The 18,798-nt window shown below is 41.5% G+C and carries 13 protein-coding genes; 10 read left to right on the plus strand and 3 right to left on the minus strand.

The annotated features are described in order from the left end of the window. Both AC57BQ_RS08865 and AC57BQ_RS08870 read left to right on the plus strand, forming a co-directional pair. A complete protein-coding gene (locus tag AC57BQ_RS08865; protein ID WP_496405929.1) occupies window positions 1–4,029 on the plus strand; it encodes a non-ribosomal peptide synthetase in 4,029 nt (1,342 codons plus the stop codon). 12 nt (window positions 4,030–4,041) lie between these two features. After that, the gene (locus AC57BQ_RS08870) at window positions 4,042–4,815 is read left to right on the plus strand and encodes a 4'-phosphopantetheinyl transferase family protein (protein ID WP_496405930.1); all 774 of its coding nucleotides are present in this window, start codon (window positions 4,042–4,044) and stop codon (window positions 4,813–4,815) included. On the opposite strand, the gene AC57BQ_RS08875 is transcribed toward AC57BQ_RS08870, so the two are convergent. Continuing rightward, complete coding sequence (locus tag AC57BQ_RS08875; RefSeq protein ID WP_090467936.1) at window positions 4,786–5,511, minus strand: glycosyltransferase family 2 protein; 726 nt, start codon at window positions 5,509–5,511, stop codon at window positions 4,786–4,788. The two genes, AC57BQ_RS08870 and AC57BQ_RS08875, sit on opposite strands and share 30 nt — an antisense overlap. Window positions 5,512–5,681: 170 nt before the next feature. Here AC57BQ_RS08875 and pbpC point away from each other — a divergent pair, with 170 nt between their 5' ends. From pbpC to AC57BQ_RS08915, 8 genes are all read left to right on the plus strand, one after another. Next, a complete protein-coding gene (pbpC, locus tag AC57BQ_RS08880) occupies window positions 5,682–7,997 on the plus strand; it encodes a penicillin-binding protein 1C (protein ID WP_496405931.1) in 2,316 nt (771 codons plus the stop codon). Window positions 7,998–8,072: 75 nt separating this feature from the next. Beyond that, window positions 8,073–8,870 carry a hypothetical protein gene (locus tag AC57BQ_RS08885; RefSeq protein ID WP_496405932.1) on the plus strand — a complete coding sequence of 266 codons (798 nt, stop codon included), beginning with the start codon at window positions 8,073–8,075 and terminating at the stop codon, window positions 8,868–8,870. A gap of 162 nt (window positions 8,871–9,032) precedes the next feature. Next, window positions 9,033–9,620: an RNA polymerase sigma factor gene (locus AC57BQ_RS08890; protein WP_496405933.1), complete on the plus strand. Its 588-nt coding sequence runs from the start codon at window positions 9,033–9,035 to the stop codon at window positions 9,618–9,620. Then, window positions 9,617–11,221, plus strand: coding sequence for a hypothetical protein (locus AC57BQ_RS08895; protein WP_496405934.1), 1,605 nt, complete (start codon window positions 9,617–9,619; stop codon window positions 11,219–11,221). The genes AC57BQ_RS08890 and AC57BQ_RS08895 overlap by 4 nt, the downstream gene beginning before the upstream one ends. A gap of 96 nt (window positions 11,222–11,317) precedes the next feature. Then, window positions 11,318–12,028: a 3'-5' exonuclease gene (locus AC57BQ_RS08900; protein WP_496405935.1), complete on the plus strand. Its 711-nt coding sequence runs from the start codon at window positions 11,318–11,320 to the stop codon at window positions 12,026–12,028. Continuing rightward, window positions 12,029–13,741, plus strand: a complete 1,713-nt coding sequence (locus AC57BQ_RS08905) for an ABC transporter ATP-binding protein (protein WP_496405936.1) — start codon at window positions 12,029–12,031, stop codon at window positions 13,739–13,741. It begins immediately after the preceding gene. 148 nt (window positions 13,742–13,889) lie between these two features. Further along, complete coding sequence (rnr, locus tag AC57BQ_RS08910; protein ID WP_496405937.1) at window positions 13,890–16,025, plus strand: ribonuclease R; 2,136 nt, start codon at window positions 13,890–13,892, stop codon at window positions 16,023–16,025. Between the two features lie 100 nt (window positions 16,026–16,125). Next, window positions 16,126–17,100: a polyprenyl synthetase family protein gene (locus tag AC57BQ_RS08915; protein ID WP_496405938.1), complete on the plus strand. Its 975-nt coding sequence runs from the start codon at window positions 16,126–16,128 to the stop codon at window positions 17,098–17,100. Window positions 17,101–17,266: 166 nt separating this feature from the next. Here the strand turns inward: AC57BQ_RS08915 and AC57BQ_RS08920 are convergent, their stop codons facing one another. Both AC57BQ_RS08920 and rpmA read right to left on the minus strand, forming a co-directional pair. Further along, the gene (locus tag AC57BQ_RS08920; protein ID WP_496405939.1) at window positions 17,267–18,130 is read right to left on the minus strand and encodes an EamA family transporter; all 864 of its coding nucleotides are present in this window, start codon (window positions 18,128–18,130) and stop codon (window positions 17,267–17,269) included. 200 nt (window positions 18,131–18,330) lie between these two features. Further along, window positions 18,331–18,765 carry a 50S ribosomal protein L27 gene (gene rpmA / locus AC57BQ_RS08925; RefSeq protein WP_496405940.1) on the minus strand — a complete coding sequence of 145 codons (435 nt, stop codon included), beginning with the start codon at window positions 18,763–18,765 and terminating at the stop codon, window positions 18,331–18,333. Between the last annotated feature and the right edge of the window lie 33 nt (window positions 18,766–18,798).

Consider the following 18,798-nt stretch of genomic DNA (forward strand, 5'->3'; position numbering starts at 1 on the left):
TTGGACACTACCTATACATACGATACTATTCCGGTTGAATTTGATCCTTTTGCAGGGCCAGAGTTACTGGGGTTAGCACATTCTACGGAATCACAGCTGGAAATCTGGACTTCATGCCTTATTGGTGGCGATGAGGCCAACTGTGCTTACAATGAATCATTTTCATTATTATTTTCCGGTATATTTAATCAGGATGCCATGCTCCGGGCGCTTCAGGACCTTGCCAACCGGCATGAGGCGCTCAGGTCTTGCTTTAGTGCCGACGGTAAATACATCTGCATTTATAAAGAGTTAACGCTCGAGATCAATTACCAGGATCTTTCAAATCATTCGGCCAAAGAACAACAGCTATTTATCGATGATCAAAACAAGCAAAACGCTGTAACGCCTTTTAACCTGGTTACAGGCCCCTTATTTAAAACATCGCTGATCAAATTATCCGACGACAAATATCTTTTGACCTTTATTGCACATCATATAGTTTGTGATGGATGGTCGATAGGTATCATGATGCAGGATCTTGGAAAACTGTATAATGCTTGTATCAACAATGAGCTTCCCCAACTAACTTTAGCCCCACTTTTTAGTGATTACGCAGCTGAGCAATTAATATTTGAACAAACTTCGGAATATAAAAGCACCGAAGCTTACTGGCTGGAACAATTCAGCGGTAGCGGTCATACACTAAACATCCCTACCGATCTCCCACGCCCTACTCTGCGTACCTATAAAAGTCGTCGTGATGATTTTAATCTGGATATCGAATTGGCATCCTCGCTCAAAAAGCTGGCTAAAAACAATGGAAGCAGCTTTGTTACCACATTACTGGTAGCCTTTGAAATATTTTTGCAACGCCTAACCGGACAAGATGAGATCATTTTAGGCTTGCCAGCAGCAGGGCAATCAGCTACAGGCAATTACGGCTTAGTCGGGCACTGTGTTAACCTGCTTGCCCTAAGAAGCTATCCGAAAGGCGAACTTTTATTTAAAAGCTATTTAAAACAACGCACGTCGGCTATTTTAGATGCCTATGAACATCAGCAGTATACTTTTGGCAGCCTGCTCAAAAACTTAAATATAGCTCGTGATGCTTCCCGGATACCCCTGGTACCGGTAATGTTTAACATTGATATGGGGCTCGACGATGATGTAAAGTTTAATGGCCTGCAGCACCAGTTGATAAGCAATCCGCGTGAATACGAAAGCTTTGAGCTCTTTGTCAATATATCCGGGCGGGATGAATCACTTACATTGGAGTGGTCATATAATACTCAATTATTCAAATCATCAACTATTCGTAATATGATGGATGATTTTGAATTTTTGCTGGAGCAACTGGTAAACAATCCTGATATACTCATCGCCGATATTCCTCTTAAAAATTCGCAGGAGCTCATCAACCAGTTAAATACCTGGAATAATACATTTGCTGCTTATCCAAAAGATAAAGGTCTTCATCGTTTGATTAGCCAACGTTCACAAGAATCTGGTGATCAGATAGCTATAAGGTTTTCAGAGCAATCACTTACCTATAAACAGTTGAATGAAAAGGCCAACCAACTGGCAGCATTGCTGATTAATGAAGGGGTTAAGAAAGGAGATAAAATAGCATTTGTGCTTGATCGTTCGGCACAGTTGGTTGTGGTTATTTTGGGTATCATGAAAACCGGCGCCGTATACGTACCGGTTGATCCGCAGTTTCCTTTAAACCGTATTGATCACATGCTGACCGACTCCGGTGCTGTACTGCTCATTACATCCGAAGATTATAAAGAGCGCTATCAATCGGCAGCAAAAGAATTATTGATCGAAAGCATATGGCCTCAGCTTGATCAATACCCGGTTACCGATGTGGAAGTGAATGTAGATGGTAATGACCTGATTTATATATTATACACATCCGGCTCAACAGGATTACCCAAGGGCGTACAAATAGCCCATCACAACCTGGTTAACTTTTTGTATAGTATGCAAAAAGCTCCTGGTATAACAGCAGCAGATAAACTCCTGGCGGTGACCACAGTAAGTTTTGATATATCAGGCCTGGAATTATTTTTACCGTTGATCAGCGGCGCCCAGGTGGTCATAGCCAATAGTGCGGAGGCAAAGGATGGTCGTGCTTTGCTGGATATCATCAGGAAAGAAGGTATTACCATAATGCAGGCCACACCCTATACCTGGCGCATCATGATCGAGGCTGGCTGGGACTCATCTACCCCAATAAAAGTTATTTGTGGTGGCGAGGCATTGCCCAAAGAACTGGCCGAAAAAATAATCACCCGTGCAGAAAGCCTGTGGAATGTGTACGGGCCAACCGAAACTACGATATGGTCAACCATAAAACAAATAAAGGCTGATGATGGCATTATCACCATTGGCAGGCCCATTGATAATACAGCCATTTATATCTTAGATAAGTATCTGAATCCATTACCCGCCGGAACCACCGGCGAGATATACATTGGCGGTAACGGCGTTGCTAAAGGCTATCTCAATCAGCCTGTATTAACCGCCGAAAAATTCATTGCCGATCCATTTTCTAATACACCCGGTAATAAAATATACCGAACAGGTGATTTGGGTAAATTCCTGGAAAATGGCGAAATAGAATGTCTTGGCCGTATTGATTCACAGATAAAGATACGGGGCTACCGTATTGAAACCGGCGAGATTGAATATCACCTGGTTAATCAATATAACATCCAAGAAGCAGTAGTTTTAGCCCAGCCCGATAAAAATGAGATAGACAAACTGGTAGCTTACGTAGTTACCGGAGATAATTACAAGGCGGAGTCTGAAACAGATCAAATAAAAAACTGGAAAATGGCTTTAAAAACAGTGCTGCCAGATTACATGGTACCTGATAACCTGATCGTGATTCCGGCTATGCCTTTAACTCCTAATGGCAAAGTAGATAAAAAAGCGCTGAGCAGTAAGCACAACCAACTGGCCGAAAGCATTCACTTGTTTATAGCTCCCAGGACAGATGTGGAAAAATTGGTAGCTGATGTCTGGTCTGAATTCCTTGAAATCAAAAACATCGGTATTTACGATAACTTTTTTGAGTTAGGCGGGCACTCACTTATTGCAGTCCAAGTAATGACCCGCATAGAAAAACTAACCGGTAAACGCCTGCCCCTCGCTACCCTTTTTGAAAACTCTACGGTTGAAAAGCTGGCATTGATGTTAGAGATGGACGGCAAATCCATCGTATGGGATTCGTTGGTACCTATTAAACCTTCGGGCAACAAAATGCCCCTGTATATTGTTCATGGAGCAGGGCTCAATGTATTGCTATTCAATACGCTGGCATCGGGCATGGATGCCGACCAGCCAGTGTACGGCCTGCAAGCTAAGGGTCTTAACGGCATTGATGAGCCTTTAAGTAATATTGTCGATATCGCGGCGCATTATAACGCAGCTATCATGGCGCAAAACCCAACCGGCCCTTATGCACTCGCGGGTTATTCATTTGGGGGCATTATTGCTTTCGAAATGGCTAAGCAGCTTGAAGAACAAGGCAAACAGGTAAAAATGCTGGCCATGTTTGATACTTATGCCTACCGTTCCCCATACTTTGATCCATGGTTAAAAATGCAGGCAAAAAGAGGTAAATTTTTTGCACGCAAACTGTCTTACAATCTTACATTCCCAAATGGTTTTGTGAATACCATGGTGCATACCGGTAAAGTCGCCAAACGAGGATTGACCAAAATATTTTGGAAATTATTCAAAGACGAAAAGCAGGAAGGTTTTTTCGGTTATGCTAATAAAATTGATGAAATGAACGTACTTGCCGAAAAACATTATAAATTAGAGGCCCGGAATATTGCCATCGAATTATTCAGAGCTGAGGATCGTACATTTTATTTGGATGATTTTGAGTATCTTGGTTGGAAGCCGTATGCATTAAAAGGAGTTAACGTTCATAAAATACCTGGTGGGCATAATTCTATTTTTAAAGCACCTAATGATAAAATATTTGCAAGCATATTACAAAACTGCCTAAACAAAGTCGCTCAAAAATAACCATATCTACCTATGTGTTTAATTAAAGTTCATATAAAATACCAGGATGACATTAATTGGCAAAACGGAGCGAATTGTGATTACAAACTAAAAGATGGCCAGGTTGATGTATGGCGTATCAGGATCAGTTCAAATCTGGCATTTATAGATGATTTTTTTAAAGTATTACTGCCCGATGAAATAACAAGGGCTAATCGTTATGTACAAAAAAAAGACAAGCTCCGGTTTGTAGTAAGTCGTGGTGCATTACGTAGTTTATTAAGCAAATACACCAACCAGCCAGCTACTACCATTAAATTTGTCATCAGCGCTAACAAGAAACCATACATATACCAGCAAGGTTTAAAGTATAATGTATCACATGCCGGCGATTGGGTTTTAATAGCCATATCAAACACCGAAGTTGGTGTTGATACCGAAGAGATAGATCCTTCTTTTAGTTATAAAGAGATCCTTGCTGATTATTTCAGTAAAGATGAGATCAATTACATTGCTCACCAGGGCTCTATTAACAGCTTTTTTTTACTCTGGACACGTAAAGAAGCATTAACCAAAGCAACTGCCATTGGTTTAGATAATAACCTCAAACACATCCCGAGTTTAAACGGCGATCATGAATTAGATGGCGGCATACTTGCCTCACGCGGTAATTGGAAAATGAACAGTTTTAAACCCGACGAAAATAATATGGCAAGCCTGGCCACCGAAATAACAGCCGGGCATATTATGTATTGGGATGTTAACTTTGAAAAGTTTTTACCGGGCTTTAAACAACCCGTACTTTAAGATACAGAATATCGCTCTCACCCCATCTTTCCATCCTATTTTTTTTCCTTCCTCATATGTACGGCCATAATAGGATATACCAACTTCATAGATCCGGATCTTGGGGATCCGTGAAATTTTGATAGTAATCTCCGGCTCAAAGCCAAAACGTTTTTCGGTCAGTTGGATACCTTGTATCATTTGAGTATTAAACAATTTATAACAGGTTTCCATATCAGTAAGGTTGAGATTGGAAAACATGTTTGAGGCGAACGTGAGCCATCTGTTACCTATTGTATGCCAGAAAAATAATATCCGGTGAGGGTTGCTGCCCATAAACCTTGAACCGTAAACAACATCGGCAAAGCCGGCAACTATTGGTTTCAACAAATCATTATACTCTGCAGGATCATATTCAAGGTCAGCATCCTGAATAATAAGGTATTCTCCCGTTGCCTTTGATATCCCGGTATGTAATGCCGCCCCTTTGCCCTTGTTTACCTCGTGTTTAAAGTATTGTATATTAATATCGGGATTAGCTTGCTGATAGGTTGCTATCGCCAACTCCGTATTGTCCTTTGAACAATCATTCACAATAATGATCTCTTTCTGAATATCATTCGTAAGGTTTACTTCTTTAATTTTATCCAAAATCAAATGTATCGTGTTACCTTCGTTATAAGCGGGAATGATGATTGATAATTTTTGTATTGTCATTATTGTTTTTGTGGTCAAACTATGCTTTGTTATATATTTATACTTCGGTATAAGCTTATTATATCTTTATTCAAAATATTTTAATGCAAGCCGTACTAAAACACGTCAAAATTTATTTAAAAAAACCAAAAGTAATATTTATACTTATATTTCTGACTGTTTTAACCCTGTTGTTTTGGTTTTGTTTGCCCAATCCTCTATTTAAAAGTCCAACATCGTATGTTATTGATGATAGTAATGGACAGTTACTGGGCGCGTCTATTGCCACAGACGGTCAATGGCGTTTTCCATATAACGACAGTGTACCCTATAAATTTAAGCAATGTATCGTAGCTTTTGAAGATAAACGCTTTGAACATCACCCTGGTTTTGATCCATTGGCCTTTGGCCGGGCTATCAGGCAAAATATCATCTCAAAAAAGGTAACCAGCGGTGGCAGTACCATCACTATGCAGGTCATCAGGCTGGTAACCAGGCATAAGCGTAATATCTGGAATAAGCTTTTAGAAATATTCATGGCTTTGCGATTGGAGCTTACACACAGCAAAAGTGAAGTATTGGCCCTTTATACCAGTAATGCTCCTTTTGGTACGAATGTAATAGGTTTGGATGCAGCCTCTTGGCGGTATTTTGGCCGGGGACCGGATAAGTTATCATGGGGAGAAATGGCGGCGATGGCCGTTCTGCCCAACTCACCGTCGCTGGTGCATCCCGGCAGAAACAGGCTTATACTACTCAAAAAACGAAATTCACTCCTCCAACGCCTCTATAAACAAGGCATTATAGATAGCACCACAAGGGCATTAGCCGAGCTGGAGCCAGTACCTGATCGTCCGGTACCCTTACCACAACAGGCTCCACACTTGCTTCAACGTTTTAAAAACGATCATCAACATCATCCCGAAGGCGATACCCGGTTACAAACAAGTATAAACTCGGCGTTGCAAGAACAGGTTAATGATATTTTAGAGCAGCATCACCAGGTTTTAAAAGCTAATGACATTAACAATATTGCCGCTATTGTTTTGGATGTAGAAACAGGAGCTACACTGGCTTATGCCGGTAATATAGCGCACCGCGAAGATCCGCAGATGGAAAGTGATGTAGATGTAATTGACGCTCCTCGCAGCCCCGGCAGTACACTAAAACCCTTGTTATATGCCTCGATGCTACACAGTGGTTTGATATTACCCAATAGCCTCCTACCTGATGTACCTACGTTGATAGCAGGTTATCATCCGGAAAACTTTGATCTGGGGTACGATGGCGCTGTACCGGCATCGCGCGCGTTATCCCGATCTTTAAATGTACCGGCTGTAAAAATGCTGCAGCAATTCAAATACGAACGTTTTTATGACTTCCTACAAAAAGCAGGTATCACAACCCTAACAAAACCGGCAGATCATTATGGCCTGTCGCTGATATTGGGTGGAGGCGAAAATACCCTGTGGGAGTTAAGCGGGGCCTATGCTGATATGGCCAGGGTGCTTAATCATTATAACCGATATCATGGTCAATATAACCCGGCTGATTATCATAGTCCTGTTTATAGCATATCCCAAAAAGTTGTAAAACCAGATCTGGAAAAGCCTGGTTTGTTAGATGCGGCATCCATATACTATACTTTTCAAGCGATGGAAGAGGTAATGCGACCGGGCGAAGAAATGCTATGGCAACAGTTCAGTTCTACCCAGCGCGTGGCCTGGAAAACCGGTACCAGCTTTGGTTTTCGTGATGGATGGGCAATAGGCATTACTCCCCGGTATGTAGTTGGCGTATGGGTTGGTAATACAGATGGCGAAGGCAGGCCCGGATTAACCGGAATTAATACCGCTGCCCCCGCCCTGTTTGAGATCTTCAGATTATTACCCGTATCGCGCGATTGGTTTGAAATGCCGGCAAGCGAAATGGTGAAAATAAAAGTGTGCCATCAAAGCGGTTACCGTGCCGGGCAATATTGCGATAATACTGATGATATGCTGGTACCTAAAGCAGGACTTAAAGCACCGGTTTGCCCTTATCATAAACTCATACACCTATCTGCTGATGGCAGGTACCAGGTGAATGGCAACTGCGAATCGCCGGATAATATCGTCAACAAAAATTGGTTTGTACTACCGCCCTCTATGGAATATTATTACAAAGCAAGGGACTATCAATATCACGTGTTGCCACCGTTTCGTCCGGGTTGTTCCCAGGCAGAGAACGGTAATGCCATGGAAGTGATATATCCAAAAGATGACGCTAAAATATATGTACCCCTCGAAGCCGATGGCAGCCGCGGTCGAATGATCTGTAACGCAGCGCACCGTGTACCGGGCATAAAAATATTCTGGCATCTGGATGATCAATATGTTGGCGAAACACAAGATTTTCACCAAATGTCACTCAATCCGCCACCCGGCAAACATATACTTACCCTGGTTGATGGAAATGGGAACACCATAAACATAGGCTTCGAGATACTAAGCAAGGAGAAACAATAAACCTTGCTATCCTACCCAACGTTTTCAATAATTGTTTCGATGATGTATAAAAAAACCTTTTAAACAATTACGAAAATGAAAAGATTACTCTACACTATGACAACCTTAATGCTGGTTGCAATTATTATTTCGGCATGTAACAAAATTAACAACCCGGTCCTGATCGGAAAGTTGATAGCCAGCAAAGCCGAAGTAAAAATAAATGAACCAGACTCACTTACGTTGGTAGGTGCAACTTTAACAGATTCTGTTACCTGGAGCGTTGTACCAGCTGGCTTCAGTGCCCTGGCCCACCAGGGAGGCAAAGCACGCGTCGTTTTCACAAAGGCCGGCTATTACGTGGTAACAGCCAAAAAAACCGGCGGTATACCGGCTAATGTCAAGATCAAAGTACTGACTGATTCAGTTTCCAATCCTTCACATCCCACACATCCGGGTGATACCGTTACAAATCCTTCTGATACGATTAAATTAGTTCCGCTTACCGGCGATAAAATCACGTTGTCTCCTGGTTTTTCGCAAAATGCTGCCCGCGATAGCGTATCCATTAGCTTTAATGCCAAAACAACAAATCTGTATTGTTCAAACGGGATATTACAGTACCAGGCCATTGTTGACTATAACAAAAACTTCAGTATCGATTTTATAAATGTAAGGGAACCAAAAGTTTGCAGGGGAACAACAGATATACCCATGGCAGCAAGTCCCGTTGCTATGAGACATGTAAACCTGGCAAATGGCAGTTATTCACTTAAAGTAACCTTAAATGGGGTTATCTATAGCGGTACTATTGTAGTATCTGCAACAAATATAACTTTCAATTGGAATTATACTTCCGGTGTAGTCATATCACCAAAGATTTTAACCCGCTAATTTAAACCTAAAACAAGAGAGATCAATCCGTTTATGGCGGATGATCTCTCATTAAAAAATAGACATTTGAAAAAAATGAAAATTTATTTTCATTTTTACCCAACGTTTAAGCTACTACTTACGAAGAGCCTGTTAAAAGCACCTACTGTGTGAATTCCTTGAATGAATCTTTCTAAAAAGCAGGCTGAAAAGCTGGTAAAAGGCTGCATCAATAATAACCGCACGGCCCAGGAAGCTTTGTACAAGCTTTTTCATGCCGAAATGCTGCGTGTATGTTATAGCTATTTACCAGATAAAGAGCTTGCCAAAGAAGCTTTTAACACAGGATTTCTTAAAGTTTTCCAATCAATAAAAAACTTCGATATTAAAAAAGGTGAATTAGGTGGATGGATCAGAAAAATCATGATCTATACGGCCATTGATCTTTGCCGAAAAGAACTAAAATTTAATGTTACGAGTTTAAACGCGCAGGATACCGATGATTATTTCATCAGTCCATCTGTATTAGAGAAATTATATTTTGAAGATATTTTAAAAAATATCAGGACTCTCCCATTTGCTACTCAAACAGTTTTCAACTTATCCGTACTGGATGGTTTTACACACAAGGAAATAAGCGAACAATTAAATATAAGCGAAGGAACATCGCGCTGGCATTTAGCCGAAGCAAAACGAAAATTAAGAGAGATTCTGGAAGCATTGGCAACAGATAGCAATCAGCCAAAAGAAAGGAGTGAAAAAGCAAGATGAAAAATTCATTGAACTACCTTAACCTTTGGCAGAAAAAGAGAAATGAATTACCTGTTAGTGATGAACCAAAACAGGACTGGCTGGCTATGCAGGCACTTCTGGATACCCACTTGCCTAATCCTATCATCAAACATAATGTTGCGTCCAAAATAGTTAAAGCTATAAAAGCGGCCAAAACATGGTCGATCATATCTGTAGCACTACCTGCAGTAGTACTGGTGGGTGTTTTAGCTTATGTGTATATCATCAAACCCAAACATACGTCTCCGCCCAAAAAGCAAAAGAAAGAGAATATAGTAATTCGTAAAGACAGCTTACAGAACCTTAACCCCGACTCTTTAAATAAAACGGATACTGTACTATTTAAAAACGATAGTACATCAGCAATTAAAGAACCATCTGATACTGCTGATAATAAAAATGAATTAACAAATAATGGAAAGTCAGATCCACTTGATCCATCAAAAAGCAAGCCTTATATAGCATTTTCATCAAATACCCCTAAGAATAATCGTAATGCTAGCGCTGTTATGAATAACCAAAACAAGGGAGTTTTCTTTGTAAATGGCATCCATGCGGCTCCTGGCGGTACCAACAAACAAACGGCCAATCATAACCAGCCAAATAAAACGAATATGGGTACGGCAGTCAATCCCTTTTATACTCAGAATATTAATCCAACTGATGTAAACAACAATAAGACACTTGTGCTAGCTTCAAATAGCTATATAATGCAACATCTGATCAGTAACACTGATGGCAGCTTCAATGATCGCAATAGTTTTTTAGGGTCAAATTCTGCAAATTATTCATCGACAACAACCGGCAATAATGCGCAGTATAATACCATCGTAAATATGATCACGAAAGATCATACAAAATCAACATCTGTAGTTAAACAGGTAAAGAATAAAAGCCCAAAAACAAGATCTACCAAAAACAAAATCAACATTTCAATACCATCAAATATCGACTATGGGATCCTCGTCGGTGTAAATGCATCCAATAGTTTTACACCTAAAGCGCAGAATAATAATTTTTACGGAAGTTTGCCTGTTGATATACACGCAGGCTTATACAGCACTTTCAACTTCAACCCTAAACTGGCTATAAATATACAGGTAAAAGGCTTAAATCCCTTGCGTTTTAACGGATCATACACCCACCATAATGAAAGTAAAATAGATACCAATCAAACATTAAGCATAAACGATTCCCGAAAAGCCTATTTTGTAAATATACCACTGCATTTTGTTTACAAAATTACACCCAACATTCATATTAAAGGCGGCCCTGTTATTAATATCCCGGTAAAACAGGTTAATGGCAGCACCAATTATCAAACCTCGGGTACAAAAAAAGATACTCTGGGCTATTATAATACGGTTTCGAGCAAACTTAACGCGACAAGGTATGATCAGAAGCTTAATTTCGGATTCTCCGGGGGTATCGGATTGCAGTATCAACGGCTGTTATTGGAAGCTACCTACAATAAGAGTTTTAACAGTTACCAAGTGGCTTCGGAGTTGGGTACTTATAATTCAAACCCTGGTTCGGTGCAGATAACCATAGGCTTTCAACTGAACAAACCCAAAAAGTAAACAGAATAAAATTACGCTCATTTAACCGAAATCGTGCTGTATAAAAACCGTCGGTTGCAAACATTCATTATATTGGCATCATAAAATGTGATTGCAATGCTTGAACAGTATGATCTGCATAATTTAATGGTAATTGATATTGAAACAGTACCCCAGTACAGTGCGCATGATCAGGTACCGGAGCATTTGCAAAAACTTTGGGAGCGTAAGAGCCAAAACCTTCGCAAGGATGAAAGCGCAGAGGAGTTTTACAAAAGCGCTGGTATCTGGGCCGAGTTTGGCAAGATCATTTGTATATCAGTCGGAATATTTACGGGTGGTAAAGATGCTGGTTTAAGGGTAAAATCATTTGCCGGTGATGACGAAAAAGATCTACTCAGTCGCTTTTCGGCGTTGTTGTTCAGTCAGCCACCAAACCTGGTTTTATGTGCACATAATGGTAAGGAGTTTGATTTTCCCTATATCTGTCGCAGGTTGCTGATCAACGGCTTGCCGTTTCCGCCCCAATTGCAGATAGCCGGTAAAAAGCCATGGGAAGTTGTACATCTGGACACCATGGAACTTTGGAAATTTGGCGATTATAAAAGCTACACCTCGCTTAATTTGCTTACTGCCATCTTCGATATACCCACACCAAAAGATGATATTGATGGCAGTATGGTTGGCGACGTTTACTGGAATCTGAACCAGCTCGACCGTATATCTATCTATTGCCAAAAAGATGTAATAGCTACCGCACAACTGTTGAGGCGTTATCGTGGTGAAGAGTTGATAAAAGATGAACTGATTACCATAATAGGTCAATAAATGCTGCAGGTAAACAATCTTTCGGTCGATTTTAAAACAGCCAACGGCTTATTTAAAGCGGTAAAAAACATATCATTCAGCTTAAAAAAAGGCGAAACCATAGGTATAGTTGGAGAATCTGGTTCGGGAAAATCGGTAACTTCACTTGCGCTGATGCGTTTATTGAATACTGGTCAAACTGTAGTTAACGGGGAGGTATTATTAAACGATATCCGGCTATTCGATTTGCCAGAAGCTGATATGCGCCACATCCGGGGCAATCGTATGGCCATGATCTTCCAGGAGCCTATGACCTCGCTTAACCCCGTGCTCACCTGTGGCTTTCAACTTACCGAAGCTATAAAGCTTCATTTGGGCCTGAGCACTGCCGAGGCTAAACAGAAAACCATCGAGCTGTTTAACGAGGTGCAACTCCCGCGACCTGAGGCTATATTCGACAGCTATCCGCATCAAATATCCGGCGGACAAAAGCAAAGGGTCATGATAGCGATGGCGCTGTCATGCAATCCGGAAATATTGATTGCTGATGAACCAACCACAGCTTTGGATGTAACCGTTCAAAAAGCCATCATTGAGCTGTTGTTAAACCTCAAAAGTACCCGTTGCCGAAGCTTGATATTTATATCACACGACTTAGGCGTGATCAAAGAAATTGCCGACAGGGTTTTGGTCATGTACAAAGGACAGATTGTGGAAGAGGCTACTGTAACCGATCTGTTCAATAATCCGCAACACGCTTACACCAAGGGCTTATTGGCTTGCAGGCCATCCCCCGATCAGCATTTAAAAAAACTACCCGTTATTGCCGATTTTTTTGATGCTAACGGCGCCTCAGACACCCGATCGGCAACCATTGAAAGCATCCGCGCGAAATATAGCTATGCCGAAACAGAAATTGCTGATCGTAAGAAGAAGCTTTATCAACAACAGCCTTTATTAAAAATTGATAAACTATCTACCTGGTTCCCTATTAACCCAGGCTTATTGGGGCCATCCGGACAGGTGGTAAAAGCGGTAAATAACGTAAGTCTGGAGGTTTATCCCGGCGAAACATTGGGCCTGGTAGGCGAATCGGGATGTGGCAAAACCACCCTGGGTCGAACCATTTTGAGATTAATTGAACCAACGTCTGGTAACGTAAGTTTTGAAGGTACAGATCTGGGTAGTTTAAAAAAAGATGCTTTGCTTGAGATCCGCCGGGATATTCAAATCATTTTTCAGGATCCCTACTCCTCTTTAAATCCACGATTAACCGTCGGACAGTCATTAATGGAACCCTTACAAGTGCACCAGTTTTATGGCAACGATACCAAGCGTAAACAAAAGGTGCTGGAACTGTTGCAACGGGTAAATCTTTTACCGGAACATTTTAACCGCTATCCGCATGAGTTTTCTGGCGGACAAAGGCAGCGGATAGTTATCGCGCGTGCTTTGGCCTTGCAACCCAAATTTATCATCTGCGATGAGTCGGTATCCGCGCTGGATGTATCTGTACAGGCACAGGTGCTTAATCTGATCCGGGAGCTTCAGGAAGAATTTAAGCTTACCTACATCTTTATTTCGCATGATCTGGCTGTTATCAAACATATATCTGATCGTATGGTGGTGATGAACAAGGGTGAGATCGTTGAAACCGGTTACCCCGACGATATTTATTACCATCCGCAACAGGATTATACCAAACGCTTGATCGCGTCTATTCCGCAAAGTTGATTTTGGGGAGCAAGGATTTTGGAGCAAGAAACAAGGACAGAAAGAACAAAGAAAAAATCCTTACTCCGTACTCCCCAAATCTTTGTTCCCAGAAAACTCACCCATCTGCTAATGCCCAAATTCCGTATCTTTGACCAAATACTTATGTATGTCTAAAAAGAAAAATAATTCTTCCATAGTTCAGGTGCTCACTCAAATGGTGCTTGATATATTTGAACAAAACGGTAATACACCGTTAAACTATAAACAAGTTTCTGCTAAACTAAATGTTCGCGACCCGGAAGCCCGCGAAATCATATTTGAAATATTAAAAGACGAAGCCAAAAAATCGGTATTAAAGGAACTTTCACCAGGTAAATTTCAACTCCTGGAGTTAAAAACATTTATCGAGGGTAAAGTTGATCTCACCAACGATGGCTCGGCCTTTATTGTTACTGACGACGAATTTGAAAGCGATATTTTCATAGCCCCCCGTAAACTACGCAATGCTTTAAATGGCGACCGTGTTAAAGTATATGTTTACGCCAAAAGCAAAGGTAAACGTAAAGAAGGCGAAGTAATTGAGATCCTCCAAAGGGCTAAAATGGAGTTTACTGGTATTGTAAAACTATCGGAGCGCTTCGCGTTTTTTATCCCCGATGATCGTAAAATGATGCATGACATCTTTATCCCGATCAGCGAACTGAATGGTGCCAAGAATGGGATAAAAGCAGTCGCCGAAATCACCGACTGGCCCGTAGAAGCCAAGAACCCGATAGGTCGCATCAAACACGTACTAGGTGCCCAGGGCGAGAATGATACGGAAATGAATGCCATACTTGCAGAGTATGGGTTCCCGCTTTCCTTCCCTGCCGAAGTAGAGCACGAAGCAGAAGCTATCTCAGATGTTATCTCAGAGCATGAAATAGCCAAAAGACGCGATTTTAGAAATATCACCACTTTTACTATCGACCCTTTTGATGCCAAAGATTTTGATGATGCTTTGTCATTTAAACAATTAGATAATGGCAACTATGAAATAGGTGTTCACATTGCTGATGTATCTCATTATATAGCTCCTGATTCTGCCTTAGATAAAGAAGCGCTGGAACGTGCTACCTCGGTTTACCTAGTCGACCGTGTGATCCCTATGCTACCTGAACGCCTCTCAAACGGGCTTTGTTCTTTACGCCCCAAGGAAGAAAAACTTTGCTTTTCGGCCGTGTTTGAACTGGATGAAAATGCCTATATCATTAATGAGTGGTATGGTAAAACCATCATCTACTCAGACAGGCGTTTCACCTATGAGGAAGTACAGGAAGTGATCGAAAACAAAGCAGGCGATTTTGTAGAGGAGATATTAAAGCTTAACGCATTGGCTTACAAATTACGCGAGCGCAAATTCAAGAATGGGGCTATCAGCTTTGAAGCAACCGAAATTAAATTTAAGCTGGATGAACACGGTAAACCAACCGGAGTTTATGTAAAAGAACGTAAAGATGCCCACAAACTTATTGAAGACTTTATGCTCCTGGCTAACCGAAAAGTAGCCGAATATGTAAACAAACTGGGTAAAGGCAAGCATAAATACACCTTTGTATACCGTGCGCACGACTCTCCCAAACCAGACGCACTGGCCAATTTCGCACAGTTTGCCGCACGGTTTGGTTATAAAGTAAATACCAAATCAGACAAGGAAACGGCCAAATCGCTCAACTTTTTGATGGAAGATGTGGAAGGTAAAAAAGAGCAGAATGTACTTACCCAGCTGGCTATCAGGTCAATGGCTAAAGCTATTTATACCACCAAAACCAGCAGCCACTATGGGCTGGCCTTTGACCATTATACGCATTTCACCTCTCCTATCCGCCGCTACCCGGATGTTATGGTGCACCGGCTTTTGTTTCATTATTTGCACGGTGGCCAATCGGCCAATGCCGAGCATTATGAAAAACTATGTTCACATAGCTCACAAATGGAAAAGAAAGCCGCCGATGCCGAGCGTGCCTCGATAAAATACAAACAGGCAGAATATTTGAAAGACCAGGTTGGCAATATGTTTACCGGTATTATATCAGGTGTTACTGAATGGGGTATGTATGTCGAAATTATTGAGAATAAGTGCGAAGGTATGATCCGCTTACGCGATATATCTGATGATTTTTATACTTTAGACGAGAAAAATTACGCCATTATCGGTCAGCGCAAAAAGAAGATATACCAACTGGGTGATGAGGTACAGATCAGGGTGAAAAATGTTGACTTGACCAAAAAACAAATTGACTTTTCATTAGTACAGGATTAGTTCATTGGCTCATTAGTTCATTGGTGGTGTGTTCAATACCCATCCGCTGTAAATTACCAATGAACGAGTGAACAAATGAACGAATGAACTAAAAAATAAAATGAAGCAACTTACTGATTTGCAGGTATTGATAAACGAAGCCATTGATAAACTTGACTTCCCTCAACATCCTGCAGACTTATATGAACCTATAAGTTATATACTGGCACTGGGCGGCAAGCGCCTCAGGCCGGCGCTCTTACTCATGGCCTGTGACCTTTTTGACGGCGATGTAGAAAGCGCAGTTCAACCAGCACTGGCCATCGAGGTTTTCCATAATTTTACCCTGATGCATGACGACATCATGGATAATGCCCCCCTGCGCCGCGGCCGGGTTACGGTGCACGAAAAATGGAACGCCAACGTAGCTATTCTTTCAGGCGATGCCATGATGGTAGAATCAAACAAGCTGATGATGCATGTTCCCGACGCTATTTTACGCCGGGTGATGGGTGTTTTTAATGAAACTGCTACCGGTGTATGCGAGGGACAGCAGATTGATATGAGCTTTGAGCAGCGCGACAACGTGATCATTGACGAATATCTGAACATGATACGTCTTAAAACTGCAGTACTGTTAGGCGGCACACTTAAAATAGGTGCCATTATAGGCGGAGCTGCATTGGAAGATGCACAGTTACTATATGATTTTGGCGTGAACCTGGGCATAGCATTCCAATTGCAGGATGACATCCTTGATGTTTATGGCGACCCGGATAAATTTGGGAAACAAGTTGGTGGTGATATCATATCCAACAAAAAAACGTACTTGCTTATCAAAGCCCTTGAATTAGCCAAGGATCACCAGGCACATGAGCTGAACAATTGGTTAACTATGCAACTATTTGATGTACCAGAAAAGGTAACCGCCGTTACGGGCATCTACAATGAGCTGCAGATAAGAAAATACGCCGAAGAAGCCATGCACACCTATGCCGACAAAGCATTTAAGGCCCTGGACGACATTAATCTGCCCGAAGAACGTCGCCAGTACCTACGCCAATTTGCCGATAGTTTATTGGTAAGAGAGTATTAATTCAATCCTGTTACCACTTTGAATTATGCCGAATTTATTTCGGCATCCCATAATTAAAGGTGTATAGGAAGATGATTAAATATCATGTAGGATCCTGAAACAAGTTCAGGATGACAGGAGATTCATAACAAAAAAGCCCTGATCAAATTGATCAGGGCTTTTTTTATCAGGATTCCGGTACAGGATTCTTTGTTTTCATAGTAGCCCCTGCACTCGCAATAACGATCAGCGCTACTGCTATCCATTCATTCAAAGAGAGGTATTCATGAAGAAAAACAAGACCGGAAAGTGCCGCGACGGCGGGCTCCAGGCTCATTAAGATACTGAATGTTTTTGCAGGAATTCTTCGCAAAGCACTCATCTCCAGCGTAAAAGGTATTGCGCTCGAGAGTAAGGCTAAAAGAAAGCCAGACAGCAACATATGAGGTTTAAAATGAGTTAACAATCCATTGCCGATAGCCACCGGTAATACCACGACTGAAGCGAAAATCATACCGATACTCACAGCTTTGCCTCCGTCCATTATTTTTGAGATGCGTCCGCCCAAGACAATGTAACCCGCCCACAATGCACCGGCAAGTAAGGCAAGGAGAACACCGATAATATCTAAGCCGTTATTGCTCCACGGTGCAATAAGGGCTATTCCTACCGCCGCCAGAATTACCCATAAAAAATCTATGATCCGTTTAGAGCCGGTCATGGCAAGCACCAGCGGCCCAATAAACTCCAGGGCAACACCCAACGCAAGAGGTATCCGGGCAATAGCCATGTAAAAAATGATATTCATCGCTCCTAACGTTAAACCATACCAGACCACAGCTTTCCATTGGGTATTGGACAGACTTTTTAGGTTGGGACGGTTAAAAATAACCAGGATGATAGCAGAAAAAACAATTCTTAATGCAGAAGTTGAAGCAGCACCCAATACCGGAAAGATGCCTTTAGCAATTGCGGCACCGCCTTGAACACTTATAATAGATAATAATACAGCAGGTACCGCCGGGATTTCGAACCTCTTTTTATTCTTCATTTAAAAATGTTTAGTGATAAAAGTAAAGGATTTGACCCGCAACGATGTCAAGTTTGTGTAAGTTCAACAATTGAAATAATCTTAAAGTGGGTTACATCAGTAAACTAACGGGTAAAAGCACACGAGTAATCACGTGATAGCATAAAAAAAGCCCTGATCAAGTTGATCAGGGCTTTTTTATATCTGTTTAGCTTAGCTAATTACTCAGCTGCTGCTTCTTCAGTTGCTTCTGTATCAGCTTTTTTTGCTTTTGGAGCTGCTGCTTTTTTTGCTTTTGGAGCTGCTTCAGCAACTTCAACTTCGGCAACTGGTGCTTCAACTACTTTCTTTTCTGCTTTTGCTTTAGGTGCAGGAGCTACAACTTCAGCAACCGGTGCTGCTGCAACCGGAACTACAGAAACGTATGAACGGTTATCAGCTTTTTTTCTGAACACTACGTGTCCATCAGCTAATGCAAATAAAGTATGATCTTTACCGATACCTACGTTAACACCAGGATTGTGTTTGGTACCACGCTGACGTACGATGATGTTACCTGCAATTGCTGGCTGACCACCGAATATTTTGATACCTAAACGTTTGCTATGCGACTCACGGCCGTTTCTGGAACTACCGGCCCCTTTTTTGTGTGCCATTTCTAATATTTTTTATGGAATTGATGAACAACT

This window comes from Mucilaginibacter sp. BGA-UO-ETr-C110 (assembly GCF_059567985.1).